16 protein-coding genes are annotated in these 20878 nt (G+C 37.2%); 8 read left to right on the top strand and 8 right to left on the bottom strand.

Going from position 1 to position 20878, the window contains the following annotated elements; translation table 11 throughout:
* Positions 1-174: 174 nt before the first annotated feature.
* Positions 175-1812 (bottom strand): ABC-F family ATP-binding cassette domain-containing protein, encoded by a 1638-nt coding sequence (locus AC3RVG_RS10880; protein ID WP_489691487.1) that lies wholly within the window; start codon positions 1810-1812, stop codon positions 175-177.
* A gap of 390 nt (positions 1813-2202) precedes the next feature.
* Here AC3RVG_RS10880 and AC3RVG_RS10875 point away from each other — a divergent pair, with 390 nt between their 5' ends.
* Entirely contained in the window at positions 2203-2511 is a 309-nt protein-coding gene (locus tag AC3RVG_RS10875; protein WP_489691486.1) for an STAS domain-containing protein, read from the top strand.
* 790 nt (positions 2512-3301) lie between these two features.
* Here AC3RVG_RS10875 and AC3RVG_RS10870 read toward each other — a convergent pair.
* From AC3RVG_RS10870 to AC3RVG_RS10860, 3 genes are all read right to left on the bottom strand, one after another.
* Entirely contained in the window at positions 3302-5707 is a 2406-nt protein-coding gene (locus tag AC3RVG_RS10870) for a TonB-dependent receptor (protein ID WP_489691485.1), read from the bottom strand.
* 177 nt (positions 5708-5884) lie between these two features.
* Entirely contained in the window at positions 5885-6424 is a 540-nt protein-coding gene (locus tag AC3RVG_RS10865; RefSeq protein ID WP_489691484.1) for a hypothetical protein, read from the bottom strand.
* 137 nt (positions 6425-6561) lie between these two features.
* Positions 6562-7443, bottom strand: a complete 882-nt coding sequence (locus tag AC3RVG_RS10860; protein ID WP_489691483.1) for a DUF808 domain-containing protein — start codon at positions 7441-7443, stop codon at positions 6562-6564.
* 145 nt (positions 7444-7588) lie between these two features.
* Between AC3RVG_RS10860 and AC3RVG_RS10855 the strand changes: the two genes are divergently transcribed.
* On the top strand, positions 7589-8482 hold the full coding sequence (locus AC3RVG_RS10855; RefSeq protein WP_489691482.1) for a phospholipase A: 894 nt from the start codon (positions 7589-7591) through the stop codon (positions 8480-8482).
* A gap of 149 nt (positions 8483-8631) precedes the next feature.
* On the opposite strand, the gene AC3RVG_RS10850 is transcribed toward AC3RVG_RS10855, so the two are convergent.
* Positions 8632-10773 (bottom strand): S46 family peptidase, encoded by a 2142-nt coding sequence (locus AC3RVG_RS10850; protein WP_489691481.1) that lies wholly within the window; start codon positions 10771-10773, stop codon positions 8632-8634.
* A 227-nt stretch (positions 10774-11000) separates the two neighbouring features.
* On the bottom strand, positions 11001-13421 hold the full coding sequence (locus tag AC3RVG_RS10845) for a DUF7619 domain-containing protein (protein ID WP_489691480.1): 2421 nt from the start codon (positions 13419-13421) through the stop codon (positions 11001-11003).
* A gap of 383 nt (positions 13422-13804) precedes the next feature.
* Between AC3RVG_RS10845 and AC3RVG_RS10840 the strand changes: the two genes are divergently transcribed.
* From AC3RVG_RS10840 to AC3RVG_RS10830, 3 genes are all read left to right on the top strand, one after another.
* Entirely contained in the window at positions 13805-15562 is a 1758-nt protein-coding gene (locus AC3RVG_RS10840) for a T9SS type A sorting domain-containing protein (RefSeq protein WP_489691479.1), read from the top strand.
* A gap of 117 nt (positions 15563-15679) precedes the next feature.
* The gene (locus tag AC3RVG_RS10835) at positions 15680-15907 is read left to right on the top strand and encodes a hypothetical protein (protein ID WP_489691478.1); all 228 of its coding nucleotides are present in this window, start codon (positions 15680-15682) and stop codon (positions 15905-15907) included.
* Positions 15908-16207: a type II toxin-antitoxin system RelE/ParE family toxin gene (locus tag AC3RVG_RS10830; RefSeq protein ID WP_489691477.1), complete on the top strand. Its 300-nt coding sequence runs from the start codon at positions 15908-15910 to the stop codon at positions 16205-16207. It begins immediately after the preceding gene.
* A gap of 2 nt (positions 16208-16209) precedes the next feature.
* Here AC3RVG_RS10830 and AC3RVG_RS10825 read toward each other — a convergent pair whose 3' ends face one another.
* The gene (locus tag AC3RVG_RS10825; protein WP_489691601.1) at positions 16210-17256 is read right to left on the bottom strand and encodes an RluA family pseudouridine synthase; all 1047 of its coding nucleotides are present in this window, start codon (positions 17254-17256) and stop codon (positions 16210-16212) included.
* Positions 17243-17875 carry a PASTA domain-containing protein gene (locus tag AC3RVG_RS10820; protein WP_489691476.1) on the bottom strand — a complete coding sequence of 211 codons (633 nt, stop codon included), beginning with the start codon at positions 17873-17875 and terminating at the stop codon, positions 17243-17245. The genes AC3RVG_RS10825 and AC3RVG_RS10820 overlap by 14 nt, the downstream gene beginning before the upstream one ends.
* Before the next feature lie 236 nt (positions 17876-18111).
* On the opposite strand from AC3RVG_RS10820, the gene AC3RVG_RS10815 reads away from it, so the two are divergent.
* Genes AC3RVG_RS10815 through AC3RVG_RS10805 form a run of 3 tightly spaced genes read left to right on the top strand, consistent with a single transcriptional unit; the run spans position 18112 to position 20870 of the window.
* On the top strand, positions 18112-19095 hold the full coding sequence (locus AC3RVG_RS10815; protein WP_489691475.1) for a D-alanine--D-alanine ligase: 984 nt from the start codon (positions 18112-18114) through the stop codon (positions 19093-19095).
* A 20-nt stretch (positions 19096-19115) separates the two neighbouring features.
* Complete coding sequence (gene lpxB, locus AC3RVG_RS10810; RefSeq protein WP_489691474.1) at positions 19116-20231, top strand: lipid-A-disaccharide synthase; 1116 nt, start codon at positions 19116-19118, stop codon at positions 20229-20231.
* Positions 20232-20276: 45 nt separating this feature from the next.
* Complete coding sequence (locus AC3RVG_RS10805) at positions 20277-20870, top strand: C40 family peptidase (RefSeq protein WP_489691473.1); 594 nt, start codon at positions 20277-20279, stop codon at positions 20868-20870.
* Positions 20871-20878: the final 8 nt, after the last annotated feature.

The following is a 20878-nucleotide window of genomic DNA, read 5'->3' as shown; positions in this document are numbered from 1 at the left end:
AAAAACACCTGCGTTAAATATAGGTAACATAATCTCAATGCTTCATTATTTCAAAGTCTTAGAGAATAAATGCAAACCATAAAGATTGAAAGGAATAACTTTTTTTTGAGTTGCGAAATTACGAAATTTTAAATTATCAATTATTTCTATGTTTTAGTTTTCTAATTAATACATCTAAACCTTCAAGTCAATATCTTTCAAATTTTCAATTCTATTTCGTTGAAGAAAATCGTCTATACTTTCAAAGTGTTCAATAACGCGTTTGTCTTTAAATTCGAATACTTTTTCAGAAAGCCCCTGCAAGAAATCGCGGTCGTGGGAAACAAGTATCAAGGTGCCATCAAACTGAAGCAATGCCTCTTTTAGCACATCTTTCGATTTTAAATCTAAATGGTTTGTAGGCTCATCGAGAATTAAAACGTTTACGGGTTCCAGTAATAGTTTTACCATAGCCAAACGCGTTTTTTCTCCCCCGGAAAGCAGACCCACTTTTTTGTCAATATCGTCGCCGCTAAACATAAAACGTCCGAGAATGTTTTTTATCTGGTTTCTAATTTCACCTTTGGCAACCTCATCTACGGTCTGAAAAACGGTGAGTTCTTTATCTAAAAGTGCCGCTTGATTTTGCGCAAAATAACCCACCTTGGTGTTGTGGCCTAAAGCGCAAGTTCCCTCAAAATCTATTTCGCCCATAATGGCTTTTATCATTGTAGATTTTCCTTCGCCATTTCTACCCACAAAACTCACTTTTTCACCGCGAGAAATACTCATATTGGCATCCTTAAAAACCACCAAATCGCCGTACTTTTTAGTGAGTCCTTCCGCAACCACCGGATAATCGCCACTGCGTTGTGAAGGCGGAAAACGAAGTGCTAAAGCTGAAGTATCTATTTCATCAATTTCAATTACCTGTAACTTTTCAAGCATCTTTTCGCGAGAATTCACTTGATTGGTTTTAGAATAAGTGCCTTTAAAACGATCTATAAATTGTTGGGTATCTGCAATAAATTTTTGTTGTTCTTCGTACGCTTTTATTTGGTGCGATCTTCTATCGGCGCGTAATTGCAAATAGTGACTGTAATTAGCTTTGTAATCGTAAATCCTTCCCATTGTTACTTCAATGGTGCGGTTTGTAATGTTATCGATAAATTTTCTGTCGTGCGAAATAACGATTACGGCTTTTGCTTTATTCAGCAAAAAATCTTCCAACCAGATTACAGATTCAATATCTACGTGATTAGTAGGCTCATCCAGCAAAATTAAATCCGGCTTTTGAAGTAACAATTTTGCCAATTCAATTCGCATACGCCATCCGCCACTAAATTCGGAAGTTGGACGGTGCAAATCGCTTCTTTTAAAACCAAGTCCGCGAAGTGCTTTTTCTACTTCGGCTTCGTAATTTATTTCTTCGAGTGCATAATACTTTTCGCCTACTTCTGCCACTTTGGTGATGATGTTCATATACGCATCACTTTCATAATCGGTTCGGGTTTCCAATTCTTTATTGAGGCGATCCATTTCGTCCCTCATTTCAAAAATCTGTTTAAACGCTTTCGAGGCTTCCTCAAAAACGGTGCAGCTATCATCTGTAAGCAAATGCTGCGGCAAGTATGCAATAACCGCATCTTTTGGCGCACGCACATGGCCACGCGTAGCTTTTTGTTCGCCGGCAATTATCTTCATCATCGTACTTTTTCCGGCGCCATTTTTACCCATTAGGGCTATTTTGTCGTTTTCGTTTACAACGAAAGTAACATCACTAAAAAGCGTATCTCCACTAAATTCAACCGCTAAATTATCTATTGAAATCATATATTAATGTGTTGTTTTTTATGACGTAGGACTTTAAGACGTAGGACGAATGACACTTTTCAAAATGATCAGCACGCTTTTTTTTCATTGCTACGTCTTAAGTCATTTTTAAAGGCTTTGCTCTGTCTTAAGTCTTAAATCCTTTTTTAAAAGCTGCAAAACTATTAAAAAGAAGTGGATTGACAGTTAACAGTTTAATGTTGTTATTTACTTTAAAAAAAATGAATTTGTTGATAAGTCATGCCATTAGTAGTCATATTCGCACAGTTAAAGGGCTTATAATCAGCTATTATTCTGTAAATTCACAGTTACTAAAATTTATCCCCAAGTTAAATTTGCCCTCAAATTCCTACGCAAACCTATGTGATCGTTAATTTTAAATCACTTAGTATGAAATTGCATAGTTTTTTAACTAATCGTTTTTTGAGTTTAGAGGGGAAATTATACAGCGGTAATCTCTCCGAAGTTCAATTCAAAATTGAAACTGCCCTCGATAAAACCTCCTCTTTAATTATAGATTTAGATCTATTAGAAAAGTTTGACGCCGCAGGTGCTTATATGCTATATATGACCAGTAAAAAAGCGCGTGAAAACAATAAAGAAATTATACTGTTTTGTAGAAAAAATGAAATGGTAAAAACTATCTTTCAATTTGTTGGGATTCCCTACTACAGCAAAATCCCGAGAGTTACCGTATAACCGTTTTTAATTTGTTTTCCTGCATAAAATTGAATATGTTTACTTCAAATTATTAACGTTTCCGCTATGCCCTGCTTAATTCAATTTACTAAGAGCATTTGTAACCAAACAGGTCTGCGGAAACCGTTATTTTTCTACTTTTTTAAACTGAAAATCATCTTCCCGAATTAAGGCGCACCCGCGAGTGTGCCGCAACGTTTTTCTTTTTCACTAAAATTACATCCGCCCATTATACTCCATAATTTATGGTGTTTAAAACTCGCCCTAACTATTTATTCTGAAAAGGAAAACTGGATGTTATGTTTCTAATTTTTAAAAATTATATCATGGCAAAAGGAAATAATCTTAGAACTTCCGCTAAAGATGCAAAAGCATTAAAGCAGGAAAAAATATTGAAAAAACTAGAAGATAAAAAAATGAAAAAACGCAAGTCGCGTGTTTAACTATTCTTTGGTTTGTATAGTTAGTTGATGAGTGAAAGGGTTCGTGTTAAGTTATTACTGACCGGCCCTTTCCTTTTTGCCCCACTATTTCCGAAAAACTAAGAACCCACTCCAAAACTGGAGTGGGTTCTTTCAAATTAAGTGGGGAGAATTAAGCCAAATAGGCTTGATTCAAATATAAGCAAGATTTGCTTGTTTAAGTGGCTTATTAGGTAATGATTAACTTTTTATTTTGCATACATTTTATTCACAACCTCAAGTATATTTCCTAAAAAAGCATAATTAGCTACACATTTTACGTAAATCTAAAACTTACTCAACTTTATTTCAACATACTATGTTGAAAATTAAAAATGCGCCGTCAATGCAAGAATAAAATTCCTGCCAGCGCCTGAAAGACCAGAGCTATATGGACGGTAACGTTGGTCTGTTAGATTTTCAATACCACCGCTTACATCAAAAGTATCTGTTAATTTGTATAGCGCTTTAAAGTTAAGCGTGTACCAAGACGGAGCATACGGATTTCCGTTTTCATCGAGCGCATATATTTCTGTTTTGCCTCTTTCTTCATCAGGAAGCTCGTCAAAATCATATTGGCCTTGATAGTTTACATTCACTTCCATACTTAGCTTCTTCGCCTTATAATTCAAACGGGAAACTGCAAAAAATGGAGCAGCATGGCGAGATGTACTTGTTTCACCATTATCTAATTCTTCTTCACCTTTTTGAAAATTAACATCGGTAGAAAAACCAAATCCTTTTGGCAATTTCACTTCAACGCCTGCCTGTAAACCATAAACATGGGCAACGGCAGCATTTTGAATTGCTTGCACCTGGCTCAATTCTCCCTGATACACGATGCTATCTTGACCGTTCAGCTTAAAATCTCTACGTACTAATGCATCTTTCAAAGAAGTGTAATAACCCGTAACATCTACTTTTAGAATATCACCAAAAACTTTTGCAATACTTAAATCTGCATTGTAAGCGTATTCGGGTTTTAAATCTGGATTGGGAATTACAACACTTCCAGGTTCCGAATCAAAAACTTTCCCCACATCATCAACGTTAGGCGCTCTAAAAGCCGAACCCAAATTGGAGCTTATCACCCAAGTATTGTTGGGACGATAAACGCCACCTATGCTGCCTGTGAGTGCGCCATTGTTTAAGTTGGCTTCAGTAAAAGGAAATGGATAAAACGTAGTGTCAAATTCAGAATCCAACAAAATATAATTGTAACGCGCTCCACCACTTAAGGTGAAATTATCTGTAACCTTAAACTCATCGGTAACATAAGCCGCAATAGATTGCCATTTGGACGCAGGATAACGTGCCGGGCCCGCTTCCGAAATACCTGTTAAAACATCTGTCAATAAACCTGTAGACTTTACATCATTCAACACATATTCAAGTCCGTAAAAAAGGGTGTTTCTTTCACCTGTCTCTTTTATAAAATCCAAATTGGCAGAATATGCGCTTACTTCTTCAGCTTGCGAATTGCGTTCGGTTTTGTTAAAAGTTCGATCAATTCTACTCTCCTCAAACCATTGGTGTGCCAAGCGAATGCTCATTTGGTCGAAAACAGCATTGTTTGCAGTATGGTTAATGTTTAGATTATTCATCATCCAAATTTGAGGACCGTAGTCCCATTCTGCATAACGCGGCAATTCATCGCGAACTCGTAAGTGTCTGTCGTATCTTCCATAGGGTGAGGTTTCAGAATAATGAAAACCATATTGAAAATCCCAAGCTTCGCTAGGATGAAAACGGACTTTCTGCATCATATTAATTTGTGAATATGCCGTCGGAATTTGGAGCAACTTATCTTCCTGCGTAATCACAACATCAGTACTATCCTGTCGTTGCACATAATAATCCTTTAAATAATCGTCCGGGCCATGGCTTCCCTGACGCAAATTATCATAATCCCAAGATGAAATACTGGTTACAAATGCCCACTTTTTAAAACCTAAATTCACATCAAAATGCCCCGTCTTTTCATTGTTTGCAGATGAATAGCGCAAATTTGCTTTTCCCGTTACTAAAGGAGAATCCGTTAATGAAAGTCGTGGAGTTAAAGTTTGAAAACTCATTACGCCACCAATGGCATCACTACCATAAATTACCGAACCCGGACCAAATAGCACTTCGGCTCCCTCCATTGCGAAAGGATCTAAACTAATAACATTTTGAAGGTTTCCAGATCGAAAAATGGCGGTGTTCATTCGAACGCCATCAACAGAGTAAAGTAATCTGCTCGTTGCAAAGCCACGAATCATGGGGCTTCCACCACCCTGCTGACTTTTCTGAACAAATACTTTCCCGGAAGAACTTAAAAGATCTGCCGCGGTCTGCGGATTCTGTAGCGCAATGTCCTTTGCTGAAATAGAGATTATTTTTGAAGGTACATCGTCGCTGCTTTGCCTCCAGCGCGAACCAGAAATAACAACCTCATCAAGACTTAAATTAGAAATCTCTAAAAGTATAGTGAACCCTTCGGTTTGTAGTTGGTCATAACTTTTTATCACAGTTTTATAACCCATTGTGCGTATTTCAATTTTTTCGGCATTTTTAAAAGCGGTGATGTCTGCTTGCCCTTTTGAATTTGTGGTGGCATAAATTTTAGCATGAGTGCTACTAAGCGTAACCAGCTCTATTGGCTCACTGCTTTCGGCATCTTTAATGGTTATGGTTTGGGCTAGGGAGGTTCCCACAAAACCCACCAATAACCACAGGGTAAATAATTTCTTCATTTTATAATTGGCTTGTTTTAAATTAACTGAAGTTTAAAAAGTAAAGATTGCAAATTGTTCAGAGTCCAAAGCTTAATTGCTCGGAATCTGAATTTTTAAGCGTTTACTTTTAAACACTATAAACAATTGTTGCCGCCATACTGAAATAACGACAATAATCTAAATGTATAAATGTTGTTAACTTAGTTGTGGAGGAGGTGTGGGCGGACTTAAACGTATTGAAAAGAAATTATTTACACATAAATTGTCCTGATATATTGCAGACAAAGCGAATGTTGGAACGGCTTGCCACTCAAAAAGTTCTGAGCAGAAAAAGGAGTGAAAATAATTATAAAGTTGTTTTTGGTTGTCGCGATTCTCGTTGTTTGAGTCAAAAGAATCTGCCACGAGTATTTGCAATTTCTTATTGAGGGCAGTTTCGTCGTGATCCCACCAGCAGCGGTAATAAATGGAATCTCCCTTTATTTCTTTGGAAACAACGTCGTACATCTGCCCGTTGTATTCAAATTCCTTTGAATGCTCCCAGCGTAGTTTAGTATTAATTTCTTCTTTTGAAAACTTTAAAAGAACCAATTCATCTTGTTCCATTCCAGCAATCATTTTCCACTTTATTTCGCGCTTAATACTCGCCTTTTGAAAGTGGAGATAGAAGAACATTGTCACCGCTGGAGCAAACAATACAAAGAGAAATGATATGGCTACTATACTTTTTTTCAATCTAGAAAATTATGGGGTTTCAAATGTCGTAAAATTGAAAGTATTTGTGCGATTTTTTGGAATTAATTGTTCTGGACTCCAATAACAAGCTATAAAGTTTACAAAATCACTAAAAAAAATATGCTTGTAATTTGAAGTTATTTATTGCCTTTAACCAATTTCCATATTTTTTTGAAACCCATAACTACAATCAAGCAGGCAAAACCCACCAAAAGGCCAACAACAAACTCAGTAATTAATGATGGAATAGCAGGAAATAAATGGTGAAAGAAATCAATATTATGCACGAAAATTCCACCTGCAACCAAAATAAGTGCGATGGTCCCGATTATGCTTAATGATTTAATAACCTTCGGGAGGGCTTGTACTAAAACCATTCCCAACTTTTTAGAAAAGCTATTTTCGCCTTTGCTGCGTTTTATCAATTTAAAGCCAGCTTCGTCCATACGCACTATTAGCGCAACAATACCGTAAACGCCTACTGTTGCCACAATTGCTATAATGCTCACCACCATAATTTGTGTAGTTAGCGTTTCTTCAACCACCGTTCCTAAAGCAATGATGACTATTTCTATGGAAAGGATAAAATCGGTTAAAATAGCCGATTTTACGCGTTCTTTTTCAATTGCTAATATTTCGCTCTCGGTAAGCCCTACTTCTGCTAAAGATTCATTTGAATGCGCGTGAGGAAAAAAGAATTCATATATTTTTTCTGCACCTTCGTAGGCTAAGTAAAGACCTCCCAATATTAAAATTAGCGTCACAGCCCAAGGCAAAAAAGCACTGAGTAAAAATGCAATGGGAAGGATAATAAGTTTATTTAAAAACGAACCTTTTGTAATTGCCCACAACACCGGAATTTCGCGAGAGGAAGCAAAACCAGAAGCCTTTTCTGCATTTACAGCTAAGTCGTCGCCCAAGATTCCCGCCGTCTTTTTAGCGGCTACCTTGCTCATCATTGCAACATCGTCCAACAATGCAGCTATATCATCTAATATTGCGAAAATTCCTGATGCCATTATAAATTGATATTTAAGTATTAAGAAAATTCTATTTCCGAAAAGGTATATTTTTCGAGAGGCTAAAATAATTGTTTAATATAAAAATATGCATTTGCATTTCATTTATATTTCAGAATATATCTTTACAATCTAAAATATCTTAATGAAGTATTCCCAGCACTTTTTCTTTACAATTTTAATATTGTGTTCTTTCCATTCTTTTGCTCAAGATGCAGAAAAATATCTGTCCCTCACAGAAAATTGGCAGCTAGATTCAATTTCTCGGTCCAAAAAAGTAGATCTTAAGCTACACTCGTATAAACCGCTTTATATTCTTTTTACAAATTATAGTACTGATGTAAATACAGCTCCTGCCAGCGCTAATCCTAATAATGTAGTTCCTGAGCCCATTGCTTACAATGCAACCGAATTGGTTTTTCAAATAAGTTTTAAAACCAAAATGCTTCAAGACGTTTTTGGTGACGAAATAGGCGGCGACATTTGGGGAGCTTATACACAAAGTTCGCGTTGGCAATTGTACAATAATGAGCTATCTAGACCTTTTAGAGAAACCAACTATCAACCAGAAGTTTTTATAATATTTGGAACACCATACAGAATTGGCAGCTTAGAAGGTGTTTTTGTTGGAATGGGATTAAACCACCAGAGCAACGGACGCTCCAATCCTTTAAGCCGAAGCTGGAACCGGATTATCTTTCAAGCGGGATGGGAAATTGAAAAACTACAAATTGTTTTTAGACCTTGGGTTCGCCTGCCTGAAGATGAAGAAAACGACGACAACCCTGATATTGATGAATTTATGGGGCGTGCAGAACTTAACTTGAATTATACTTTAGGTAAACACGATTTTGAATTAGCAACCCGACATTCCCTAAGAAAAGGCAATAATAGTCATGGAAGTGCAAGATTGGACTACTCGTACCGAGTTGTTAGAAACTTAAAAATTCACGCGCAAGTTTTTACAGGTTACGGTGAAAGCTTGATAGACTACAACCATAAACAAACAACTTTTGGCGTTGGTCTTTCATTGTATTAATATGAAACAAAACTTTTAGCTCTGACGCTTGCCCGTTGCAACGCCGAAGTAAATTTTTTTTTTCATCAACCTACCGCACAAAAAAACCACGAATCCAATTGAATGGATTCGTGGCTTTTTAATACAATAGCTTTTAAGCTACTAAAAAATTATTTCGATAAAGTTAACTCATCAATTATATGACTTGCTCCAGCGAATTTATCTATTAAGAAAAGTACGTAACGTATATCAACATTAATGGTACGTTGCAGCTGATCGTCAAAAATAACATCGCCTGCCATTGCTTCAATGTTTCCATCAAAAGCTAAACCAATTAACTCTCCTTTTGCGTTCAATACAGGTGAACCTGAGTTACCACCAGTAATGTCGTTATCTGTTAAAAAGTTTACTGGCAAATAGCCGTCTTTATCTGCATATTGACCAAAATCCTTCTTCTCATAAAGATCAATAAGCTCTTTTGGCATATCAAATTCAGCATCGCCGGGTTGATATTTTGCAACAGTTCCTTTTAACGTTGTGTAATAGTTTTTGTTAGCATCGTTACGCTTATCTGCCGGCAAAGAAATTACTTTTCCGTAGGTTAATCGTAGTGTGCTATTTGCATCCGGATAGTATTTTTCGTCTGGATTTTGAAGACGCATACCTTCAACTAACATTCTGTAAGCACGCTCATAATCGCTATCCAATTTCTTTTCCTCTTCTGTTTTGAAACGGTAACGAGTCAATAAATCTGTAGAAAGTTGAAATAACGGATCGTTCTTTAAAACTTCAGTATCTGGGTTAGCCATAAAAGCTTCCAATTTTTCTTTAGTTTCAAAAATGCTATTCGCAAATGCGGTATTCACATAATCATTCCAACCCGAATCACTTTTATTATTTGCTTCGGCAACACTAGCAACCATTGGCGCTATGTTTTGCGCTTTGGTAGAGTATAATTTTAATTGTGCTGCTAAAACATCTTTTTCTAAAGGAAGGTAAAGTCCCTCATAAAGATCATTTATTTCGGCATCTAACTTAGGTTTAACTTCTGCCTGTTTGGCTTCGTTTTGTTGCAAATAATAATCAAGAGCGTTGCCCAATCGATATGGAAGCGTAGCCATTTTAGTTCTAAGCAACAAGCCTATATAATTATTGTGGCGACTAACTTCATTGGTCTTTTCATAATAATTATTAATTACGGGCATCACTTCGGCAAACTTTTTATTGTCCTTTTTGTCTGCCCATTTCTGAAAAGCTTTTTCATCTTTACGTTTGCTTTCAGAAGTTTTATGCTGCTTTAACGCATCAATCATTCCTTGGCGGTTTTTCCAATAGTTGGCAGTAGACGCATAGCTAGAAGCATAATCAAGATTTACTTGCTGATCTTTGTTCATGTATGTTTTCATTACATCCATAGACGTTTTTGAAGCCTCCACCCAAGCTGGATACGCATACTCAACATTTTGCTCAATTCCGCCTGCAGGCATCCAACGGTTTGTTCTACCTGGATAACCCATAATCATAGCGAAGTCATTTTCTTCGAAACCTTTTATACTTGTGGTTAAGTGTTGTTTTGGCTTTAAAGGCACATTGTCTTCTGAATATTCAGCAGGGTTTCCGTCCTTATCTGCATACACTCTAAAAAGCGAAAAATCGCCAGTATGTCTTGGCCATTCCCAGTTGTCTGTATCGCCACCGAATTTTCCAATGCTCGCAGGAGGTGTTCCTACCAAACGCACATCGTTATAATCTTGGTAAACAAAGTAGTAAAACTCATTGCCTTGGTAAAAAGATTTTACCGAAACAGTATATTTTCCGCCTTCGTTATTTTCTTGTTCAATCTTAGCAATCTCTTTGTTTATCGTTGCTTCGCGTTCAGCTTCGGTCATTTTATCATTCACCAAGGCCAAAATACGTTTTGAAACATCGTCCATTCTAACAAAGAAACGCACGGAAAGACTTTTCGGTTTCAATTCCTCGCTTTTATTCCCTGCCCAAAATCCGTTGGTTAAATAATCATTTTCGGCGGTGGAAAGTTCAGCTATTTGGCTGTACCCACAGTGATGGTTGGTAAGCACCAAACCACTATCTGAAATAATTTCGGCAGTACATCCTCGGTTAAACTGTACAATAGCATCTTTCAGACTTGCATTGTTGATACTATAAATTTCTTCGGGCGTAAGTTGAAGGCCCATTTTTTGCATATCGCGGTAGTTTAAGCGTTCAATGTGCATTAAAAACCACATACCTTCGTTGGCCTGAACAGGCAGAACGAAAGCAGCAAGTAGGAAACAAATAATTAATTTTTTCATTAGAAAAAGAAGTTTTGATTATTAACAAATGTGAAAAATAAACGCCTTAATAAGGTTCTATTTATCGGTCGGTAAATATAGACGGATTCTCCACTTTTACTGCTTTTAGAATTCTAAAAAGAGTGAAAATATTTGAAATTTAACTTTTTGTTAAGAGAAGCTAGTTTAATAGGAAAGTGTTCTATACCGCGAAATGGAGAGTTGTACGTTTCAGGGTTACGAGTGTGTTACTTTTTCACAACCCGTAAAACTCGGCTCTCATCTCCAACAACAACCCGAACAAAATAATTTCCAGCACTTATCCCAGAAATATCTACTTGTTCACGATTACTGCTCCCTTTGGAAGTAAGCAAAGTCTGCCCAAGTACGTTCATTATTTCAATTGAAGAAATTGAAGCCTCAGCTTGAATATTCAGAATATCATTTGTGGGATTTGGATATGCAACAATCTTTAAAGTCTCAAATTCAGAAACGCCCAATTCATCAACAAACTTTGTGTAAACAGTATTGGTTACAATCGCCGCATTAAAATCAAAGTATATATCCGCAGCATTTGCCACTACATCGTCCAATTGAATAGAAGGAAGTGGTTTTACCTTAAAAGCCACAAAACCTTGGCTTCCCTCAGGATCTGAAGTTGCCGTTGGCAAATTGATATCGTCAAAAATGAAATCAATTGTTCCATTTACAAGCTGCGTTTCCATAGCGTGGCTTTCGTCCAAAACTTTCAGTGTTGTCCAATCCAGTTTTTCATCCAGCGCATCCTGAACGCGAACATTGATAGCACTTGCAGTTCCCATATTCTGAAAACGCACTACGTAATGCAGGTATTCATCGGCATCGTCAATCAGCACTTGATAACCCTCAAGCACTTGCTTATCGTTGGGGTCAAAACTGTTTACTGCTATTTGGTTTAGCTGAAAAACATTATCATCCGGAGCGGCATCGCCACTCATTGGGTTTACTCTTGCTATAAAGGCCAACACATCTCCTTCTTCAACTATCGGCGGTTGGGCTACCTCAAAAATCACTTCAATAGTTCGGGTTTCAAAAGGGTTTAGGTTGCTGTAATCCCAAAAAATAGTATTTCCGTTTACGGAAGTTTCCGTTGGGGTTGCTTCCACAAAAGTTACCAATGTTCCATCAAAATCAAGTTCCACGTTTCCACTTAGCTGCGTTGTACCTACATTTTCATAAACCAGTTTATAACGAGCCTCAAAACCGGGACGTGCAGCGTTTAATGGCACAAGCGTTATTGCAAGATCATTGGCAGTTGTGGTAGGTGCAATACAAAAATCTGCTATCTCTGTTTGGTTAAAGCCAACAAACGTATCAACCGCTTGCGCCGGACTTAATGTAAAATAAGGCGAAAGCCCCAAAACTGTTGTGGTATACGTATTTTCTGCAACGGTAAGGTTATAATCACCAGTATTTATGGTTGTAGTTGCAAAGTTGTTCGTTCCATCCGTTGTGTTTACAAGCAGACTGCCAACTCCAGCATCACCACCATCACAGCCGTTGTTTTCATCGTCGTATTTTACAGTGCCAGTTATATTGTTTAGGTCGCCGTTAGCGATTGAGCAATCCTCAACAAAGGTTGCCAAGGGTGGAATGTCTGTAAAATTTGCTGCGGCGTATTGGGCATCTTCTACGCAGATAAATTGGAGGTTGGGATTGTTTTGTAATGATAAGGTTGGGATTGAACAATTTCCACCAAAAACTTCGTTGTTGCCATTTTTAAGATTTACATACCTTAAGTTCAAATTATTTAACCCTTCTACTTTACATAAATTAACATTATTGCTCAAATCTATTTCTTGAATTAAGGAATTAGAGAATTTAATTTCTCTTAACGCTATGTTTGAAGAAACATCAATATTGGAAATAGGATTATTTGAAATATGAAACGTTGATAAATTAGAATTCTGTGAAACATCGATATTTGTAATATTATTTTTATCTGCCCATAAAGTTTGGAGATTTGTAATTAATGTAACATCTAATGATTCAATATCATTATCATAGCAGGCTAATATAGATATGTTTGGATGCTGACTCACGTCCAAACTTGATATGCTATTTCTATAACAAGCCAAATACTCTAATTGGGTATTTTGACTTACATCCAGAGCACTTAGATTAGCTTCATAACAATAAAGTAAATTAAGACTAGGGCATTGTGTTACATCTATAAAATTTAAAGGATTTCTTTCGCAACTTAACTGTAATAGGTTTATATTTTGTGATAAATCCAATTGTGTTATTTGATTATTAAAACAAGTAAGTTGCTCAAGAAGAACATTTTCTGAGAGGTCAAGTTCCGCAATTGAATTATTAGCACAACTTAAAGTTAGTAAATCTACATTTTGTGAAACATCTAATCCTGTCAATTGATTCCCCCCACAATACAATTCTTCTAATCCGATAAAAGCTTCAATCCCCGTAAGTTCCTGTATATCTTTATTTTGTACATCTAATAAAGTTATTCCCACCGCCTCACTAACCTGTATCTCCCCATCCCCATTGGTATCAATAGGTGGATTATAATTCAGCAGTGCATTTTTAAAATTGGCATCGGGTATGTTTACTATTTGCGCACTGGCAAAAAAAGAGGTAAGCAAGGTTAGGGTGAGTAGTAGATGTTTCATAGAAAAGACGGTTAGGGTATAAATTTAAAGACAAAAGTCACAGACTGTTGTTTATAAAGCACAATATATATATATATATATATATATCCAAAAAATATAAAAAACTTATTAAAAAATAACTTCTAAAAAGGTTCCCAATCCGTCTCAGCAGAAGCGGCGGCGACCAGTCGTAAAGCCAAAACCCCTTCTCCTACCTCCGATTCGTAAACTTTAATTATAATAAAAATTTAAACCTTCATCGCCATTTTCCCCGTAGAGGACTACCAAATTTTTATAAGCGAAAGAAACTCATAGTCAGCCAAAAGTAATTGCAATTCAATTTCACTCTTTGTAAACCCAACATTTATTAATAGCTTTATAAAAATTAACTTCAAAAAAACCAAATGAAAAAAACAACTACACTACTTTCCCTATTATTCTTAGGAATAATTGGCACAGCCACCGCCCAGCAACAGGGCAAAAAGGCCAGCCTAAATGAAGACGGCACCATTTCTGTTGAAACGGTTACCCTTCCTGAAAACTATTACGATGCCGAACGAACACTGGTATTCGATCGTGTTTGGCGCTTCGGTGAGCCAGCACATCCTAACTTAAAAAACAGTCGCGGTACTACCTTGGCAGATATTGACAACGACGGTGTGGACGAAGTACTCTACGGAATCTGGAACAAGTTATACGCCTTAAGTGGAGATGGATCTGTACTATGGGAAAAATCTGTGAGTGGAACTATTTTACTCCCTCCATCCGTTGCCGATTTGGATGGTGATGGCACACTTGAAATAATTCTAAACACAGGCGGCGTTCCAAATGCTGGCCGCGTTTATCTAATGGATCCCTTAGGAAACGATCTTCCTGGATGGCCATTAAATTTTGCAGACCACTGGATGATTAACGCTCCAGCCATTGCAGATGTGGATGGCGATGGCGTACTCGATATTGTTACTGGCGAACGAGTAGCAAGCGCACAAGGCTTTGTACACGCCATTAAAATGGACGGCACACCCATTAATGCCAATTGGCCAGTAGAAGTTCTGGCTACCCCTGCTTTCACACCTTCAATTGGAGATGTTGATAATGACGGTAGCCCAGATGTGGTTATTGCTGCATCTTCAGCAGGAATGTACATTTTTGATAACCAAGGGCAAGTATTCCCTGGTTTTCCGGTCTTCGATGCGAACGTAAATTACTCCTACCAATCCCCAATGCTTGCAGATCTTGACGGTGATGGCGATTTAGAAATTATAGGAAGTAATCACGGCAACGCCCCAGGTTTTTACGTAATGGAGCACGATGGCTCCTACAAAGCTGGCTGGCCTATTGCTACAAATGGGTGGACCTATTCTCCTTCTACAGTTTGGGATGTGGATAATGACGGTACATTTGAAATATTTATGTCAGACAGAATTACTAGCAGCACCCAAGGTGAAGAACTTCCTGTTCTTTACGGGCTTGATCCAAATGGCAATAACTTACCCAACTTTCCAATTGAAAAATACGGCGGAACTGAAGGTGTAATTTCCATAGCAGATGTGAATAATGATGGGGAATTAGATTTAATCTTTCCAAGCATCATGACTGATGCTAATGGTTTTGGATATATACACGCATATTCTATGGACGGAAGTGGTGAAATAGCAGGATTCCCGCTACGTACGCGCGGTTTTACATTTTTAAATGGCGCAGTTCTTGGCGATGTGGATGATGATGGCCTGTTAGATTTAACAGCCAACAGCTACACTTTAAACTTTGGTGCGGGCGTTGACTCTACATTCGTAAACGTTTATAATCTTAATGTGCCATACAACCCAAATACTATTAAGCGAAACGGCTACAAAGGCAACAATACGCGTGATGGTTTGGTTGAATTAGGACCCATTGCTGGTGTAACAGACTTTAATGCAATTTCCATGATTAACATTTATCCGAATCCTTCGGAAGGAATGTTGACTTTTAAAATTCCTGCAGCAATTCAAAATGCAAAGGTGAGAATTTATAGCGTTGACGGAAAAGTGGTGTTTTCGGAAGAAAAAAACTTAGAAACAAATTCTAGTTATAACCTGAAACATCTAAAAGGCGGCTTATATTTCGTTTCCATTTCTGACGGGAAGAATACATTTACTGCCAAGTGGGTGAAGAATTAGATAGATTTAAATTATTTTAAAACCATAAGTCCCTTTTCCTTTGTTTGGAAAAGGGACTTATTTTTTAATAAAAACTACATTTTTAAATTTCTTATATTTGAATAAAACCACTTTGCCATGACCACAATCCACATTGAAGAAGAACTGAACTTGGATAAAACCCATTTTAAAACAATTGAGGAGTTTCAGCTGTATTTAATGATGCGTGAAAAAGACCAACCCGAGAATTATTCACTAAGCGATGCGCATAAAAAGTTACTTGATGATCGTGTTGCAGAAGCTGATGAAAATCCGGATGGTTATGTTTCTCTTCAAGAGTTTAAAAACTCTTTTAAAGGGAAGTAAATGTATCAATTGCGAATTCGAAATATTGCTCATGAAGATGCTAATAAAATCTTTGATTACTACGGCAACATAGAATCTACTTTAGCCATACGTTTTTTAAACTCGCTATATTCTGAACTTGATGCAATTGCTGAAAATCCAGAACTATTTCAGTATAAATATAAAAATATACGAGTCCGCTATTTACAAAAATTCCCTTTTGGCATTCATTATAGAATAGTTGACAAAGAAATAATTGAAATATTATCCTTTATTCACACCAGCCGAGACCCAAAAATTTGGAAAAAAAGAAATAGCTAATGCTACTCAATAACGTGCTGCGAATACTTTCGCCATTTTTCAATACAAGCCTCCATATCTTCTGGAATAGGGCTCTCAAAACGCATAAATTTATTTGTAACAGGGTGTACAAAACCTAAAGTGCGCGCGTGCAAAGCTTGACGCGGCAATACTTTAAAACAGTTATCTACAAACTGCTTGTACTTAGAAAAAGTTGTTCCTTTTAAAATTCTCTCACCACCGTAACGCTCATCGTTGAAAAGTGTGTGACCTATGTATTTCATATGCACACGGATTTGGTGCGTGCGGCCGGTTTCTAAACGGCAAGAAACCAAAGTTACATAGCCTAAACGCTCTATAATTTTATAGTGAGTAACCGCAGGTTTTCCTTTTTCCTCAACATCGTTTTCATAAACGGTATTTTGTAAACGGTTTTTGGGGTGACGTCCAATATTGCCCTCAACGGTTCCTTCTTCCTCTTCTACATTTCCCCAAACTATAGCTACGTATTCGCGCTCCGTGCTTTTGTCGAAAAACTGTTTGGCGAGATGCGTCATTGCTTCCTCTGTCTTCGCAACTACTAATAAACCGCTAGTGTCTTTATCTATTCTGTGAACAAGACCCGGACGATTACTACTGTTATTTGGAAGATTTTCGAAGTGATAGGTTAACGCATTTATTAATGTTCCGCTGTAATTACCGTGGCCAGGATGCACAACCATTCCCGGCTCTTTGTTCACTACAAGTACGGCATCATCTTCATAAACAATATCAATCGGAATATTTTCGGGCACCAATAAAAACTCATACGGTGGATGCTCAAAAAGCACCGTAACCACATCATTGCCTTTTACTTTGTAATTGCTTTTTACAGCTACGCCATTAACGTGTATATTTCCGGCAACGGCGGCCTTTTGTATTTTATTTCGAGTAGCCTTTTCAATAAGGTTCATCAGGTATTTGTCTACCCTAAGTGCACCTTGTCCTTTATCTGCTGTAAAGCGAAAATGTTCATAAAGTTCATCATTACCGTCAGTATCCTCTACTTCTTCTTCTTTAAAATTCGTCATTGTTGTCTTCTTCATTATTAGTGGGAGCCTCTAGGTTATCTTCTAAGGGGTCGTCTTCTGTTTGTATTCTATTTTGTGACTCGTCGCCCACAATTAAATCTATTACCGAAGTCTTTTGAAGCGGTGTACCAGGATCGAGCTTGTCGCCTTTGTAACGCATTTCTAAAACATTATCGCTTATGTGCGGACGGTAACTTATTTTACCAATTTTAAAGCCCATTGCTAAAAGTGTTGGCTCCGCTTGGCGGCGTGTACGGCCTAAAACATCCGGCACCTCAATTTTTCGGTAGCCAGACGGATTTAAGGTTAAGTAAAGCTTTCTATCTTCCTTTACAAATTTGCCCGGTTTTGGAATTTGCTCAATCACAGAATATCTGGGGTATTCGGGATTGTAATTTGCAGAATCTAAAATTTCATAGCGAAGATCCATTTCATCCAACTTCTCCTCGACTTTGTCTAAAGAAAATTTCGCCAAATTGGGTACTTCTATTTTTTCATTGTGATTAGTACTGTAGCGTAACCACCATAAAATCAAAAATCCCAAAACTAGTAATGCTACTATAGCCAAAAGCAATTGCTTCAAAAATGCTTTGGAAAACACGAAATGGAAAAAAGTCATACGTTTCTTTGTTTATGCACAAAAATATAAAGTCCAAAGGTAGTATCTTTTGTTGAAAGTCGCCCTAATCCCCAAAGCCGTAATTCAAAATTCTATACTACTTTTTCGAAATATGCTATAAATCGCCGCTACTGTTGCTAAATACTGCAACTCCCCACTTTGCACACTTATAACTTTAAAAAATTTAGCGCACTTATTTTTAATACTTTTGTAAACGTAGATTCTAATCAATTGTTATGGATAAAAAACATATCGCAGTGGCTATGGGTGGCTATTCCAGCGAATTTAAAATTTCAATAAACAGTGGCGGAGTAGTTTGCAATGCCCTTGACAAAAACAAATACGAAGTTTATCCGGTTCATATTCTGAAAGATAACTGGAGTTTTGTGAGCGAAAATGGCACAAAATATCCTGTAAATAGAGCAGATTTTAGCTTTAGCAACGGTACGGAAATCATAAAACCAGATGCTATTTTCAATACAATTCACGGCACACCCGGCGAAGACGGCTATCTACAAGCCTATTGGGAACTGCTCGGTATTCCACATACCAGCACAGATTATTATTCGGCAGCATTGAGTTTTAATAAGCGTGATTGTCTTTCAGTTTTAAAAAACTTTGGCGTACGCGCAGCAAATTCATATTATGTGAATAAAGGCTCCCAAATAAATGTGGAAGAAATTGTTATGAAAACAGGACTGCCTTGTTTTGTAAAACCAAATCGTTCCGGTTCCAGTTTTGGAATTAGTAAAGTGAACGATATGAGTGAAATGATGACCGCTATCGAAAAGGCTTTTACTGAAGATTCCGAAATAATAATTGAAAGGGCATTGGTGGGTACAGAAGTTTCCGTTGGTGTTTATAATAACGGCAAAGAGATAATTGCACTTCCAGTAACTGAGATTGTTTCGGAAAATGAATTCTTTGATTATGAGGCAAAATACCTTGGAAAATCACAGGAAATAACTCCTGCAAGAATATCTGAAGAAGAAACGGAAATGGTGAAAAAAGAAGCCGTTCGTATCTACAAATTACTGAATATGAAAGGCATCTCTCGTAGTGAATTCATAATTGAAAAAGGAAAACCATATTTCTTAGAAATAAATACAAATCCCGGTCTTTCTGCAGAAAGTATTATACCCAAGCAAGCGCGTGAAGCAGGAATGACACTCACCGAATTTTTTGATATAATGATTCAGAATGTACTGAAAACAGAATAGCGAATTTTTAAATTTAATTAATGAAATATTACCTCATAGCTGGAGAAGCTTCTGGCGATTTGCACGGAGCCAATTTAATGAAAGCCTTAAAAAAGGAAGACGCTGAAGCCGATTTCCGTTTTTGGGGTGGCGATTTAATGAAGGCTACTGGAGGAACAGAAGTAAAACATTACCGCGATTTGGCTTTTATGGGTTTCGCCGAAGTAATAATGAATCTTGGCACTATTTTAAAAAACATCAAATTCTGCAAGAAAGATATTGAAGATTATAATCCAGATGTAATAATTTTTATTGACTACCCTGGTTTCAACCTTCGCATCGCGAAATGGGCGCGGCACAAAGGTTATAAAACACATTATTATATTTCACCACAAATCTGGGCTTGGAAAGAAGGTAGAATAAAAGAAATAAAAAGTGACGTGGATGAAATGTATGTAATCCTCCCTTTTGAAAAAGAATTCTACGAAGAAAAACACAACTTCCCTGTGCACTTTGTGGGTCATCCATTGATTGATGCTATTTATAATAGAAAGCAAGCTATACCTGCTACCTTCAAAAAAGAAAATGGGCTGGACGATCGGCCAATTGTTGCGCTGTTACCTGGCAGCCGCAAGCAGGAAATCACGAAAATGCTGGAAATAATGATTTCCGTGGCAAAAGATTTTAAGGATTATCAGTTTGTAATTGCTGGTGCGCCGAGCCAAGAAAAATCGTTTTACGAAACTTTTCTGAGCACAAAAAACGTGCATTTTGTAACCAACAAAACGTACGATTTGCTAAGCATTTCGGAAGCCGCTTTAGTTACTTCGGGTACTGCTACATTGGAAACTGCTCTTTTTAAAGTGCCACAGGTGGTATGTTATAAAGGCAACAGAATTAGCTATGAAATCGCGAAGCGTGTTATTAAATTGGAGTACATTTCGTTGGTGAATTTAATTCTAAATAAAACCGTTGTAACGGAACTTATTCAAGCCGATTTCAATAAAAAAAGGTTAAAAGAAGAATTGACAAACATTTTGGATCCGTACAAACGTGCGGCCATGTTTTTAGACTATTACGAACTAGAAAAGAAACTCGGTGGTCGCGGTGCAAGTGAAAGCACGGCCAAACTAATATATTCAGCTATCAAGAAGTAAAATAAATTTCATAATTTTAAACAATTAATCCGCTACTCGCTATTTATGAAAAACCTGCTGTTACTTACTTTTTTCGCATTATTTCTGATTTCCTGCGGAAGCACGAAAAATACAGGCGAAGTACCTGAAATAATTATTGCTAAAAACGAGCCATCAACAAAAAAGGCAAAACTGCATAAAAACAACAAGATTATTTCAAAAAGTAAAGATCAAACTCCAGAAACTTCAGAACCGGAAGCAGATGAAGAAAGTCCGAAGGAAATTAAGAAAGAAATTATTGCCTACGCAAAAACCTTTGAAGGCACACGCTATAAATATGGCGGAACAACGGAAGCAGGAATGGACTGCTCTGGTTTAGTGAGCACGGCTTTTATGAAGGAAAACATTACGCTTCCCAGAATTTCTCGCGATATGGCAACTAAAGGAATCCTTATTTCCTTTAAAGATATTGAAGAAGGCGATCTGGTATTCTTTAAAACCAGTAGCAGAAACACCATTACGCACGTAGGCTTAGTAGTTGAAACAAAGCGAGGCGAAGTGAAGTTTATCCATTCTACAACCAGTGCAGGTGTTATCATCTCATCACTCGAAGAAACCTATTGGAAAAAGGCTTTTGTGGAAGTGAGACGGGTTATTTAAAACTGAAT

It is taken from the genome of Aequorivita sp. IT1282, assembly GCF_058068205.1.
This window is presented reverse-complemented; position numbering and strand designations above follow the sequence as displayed.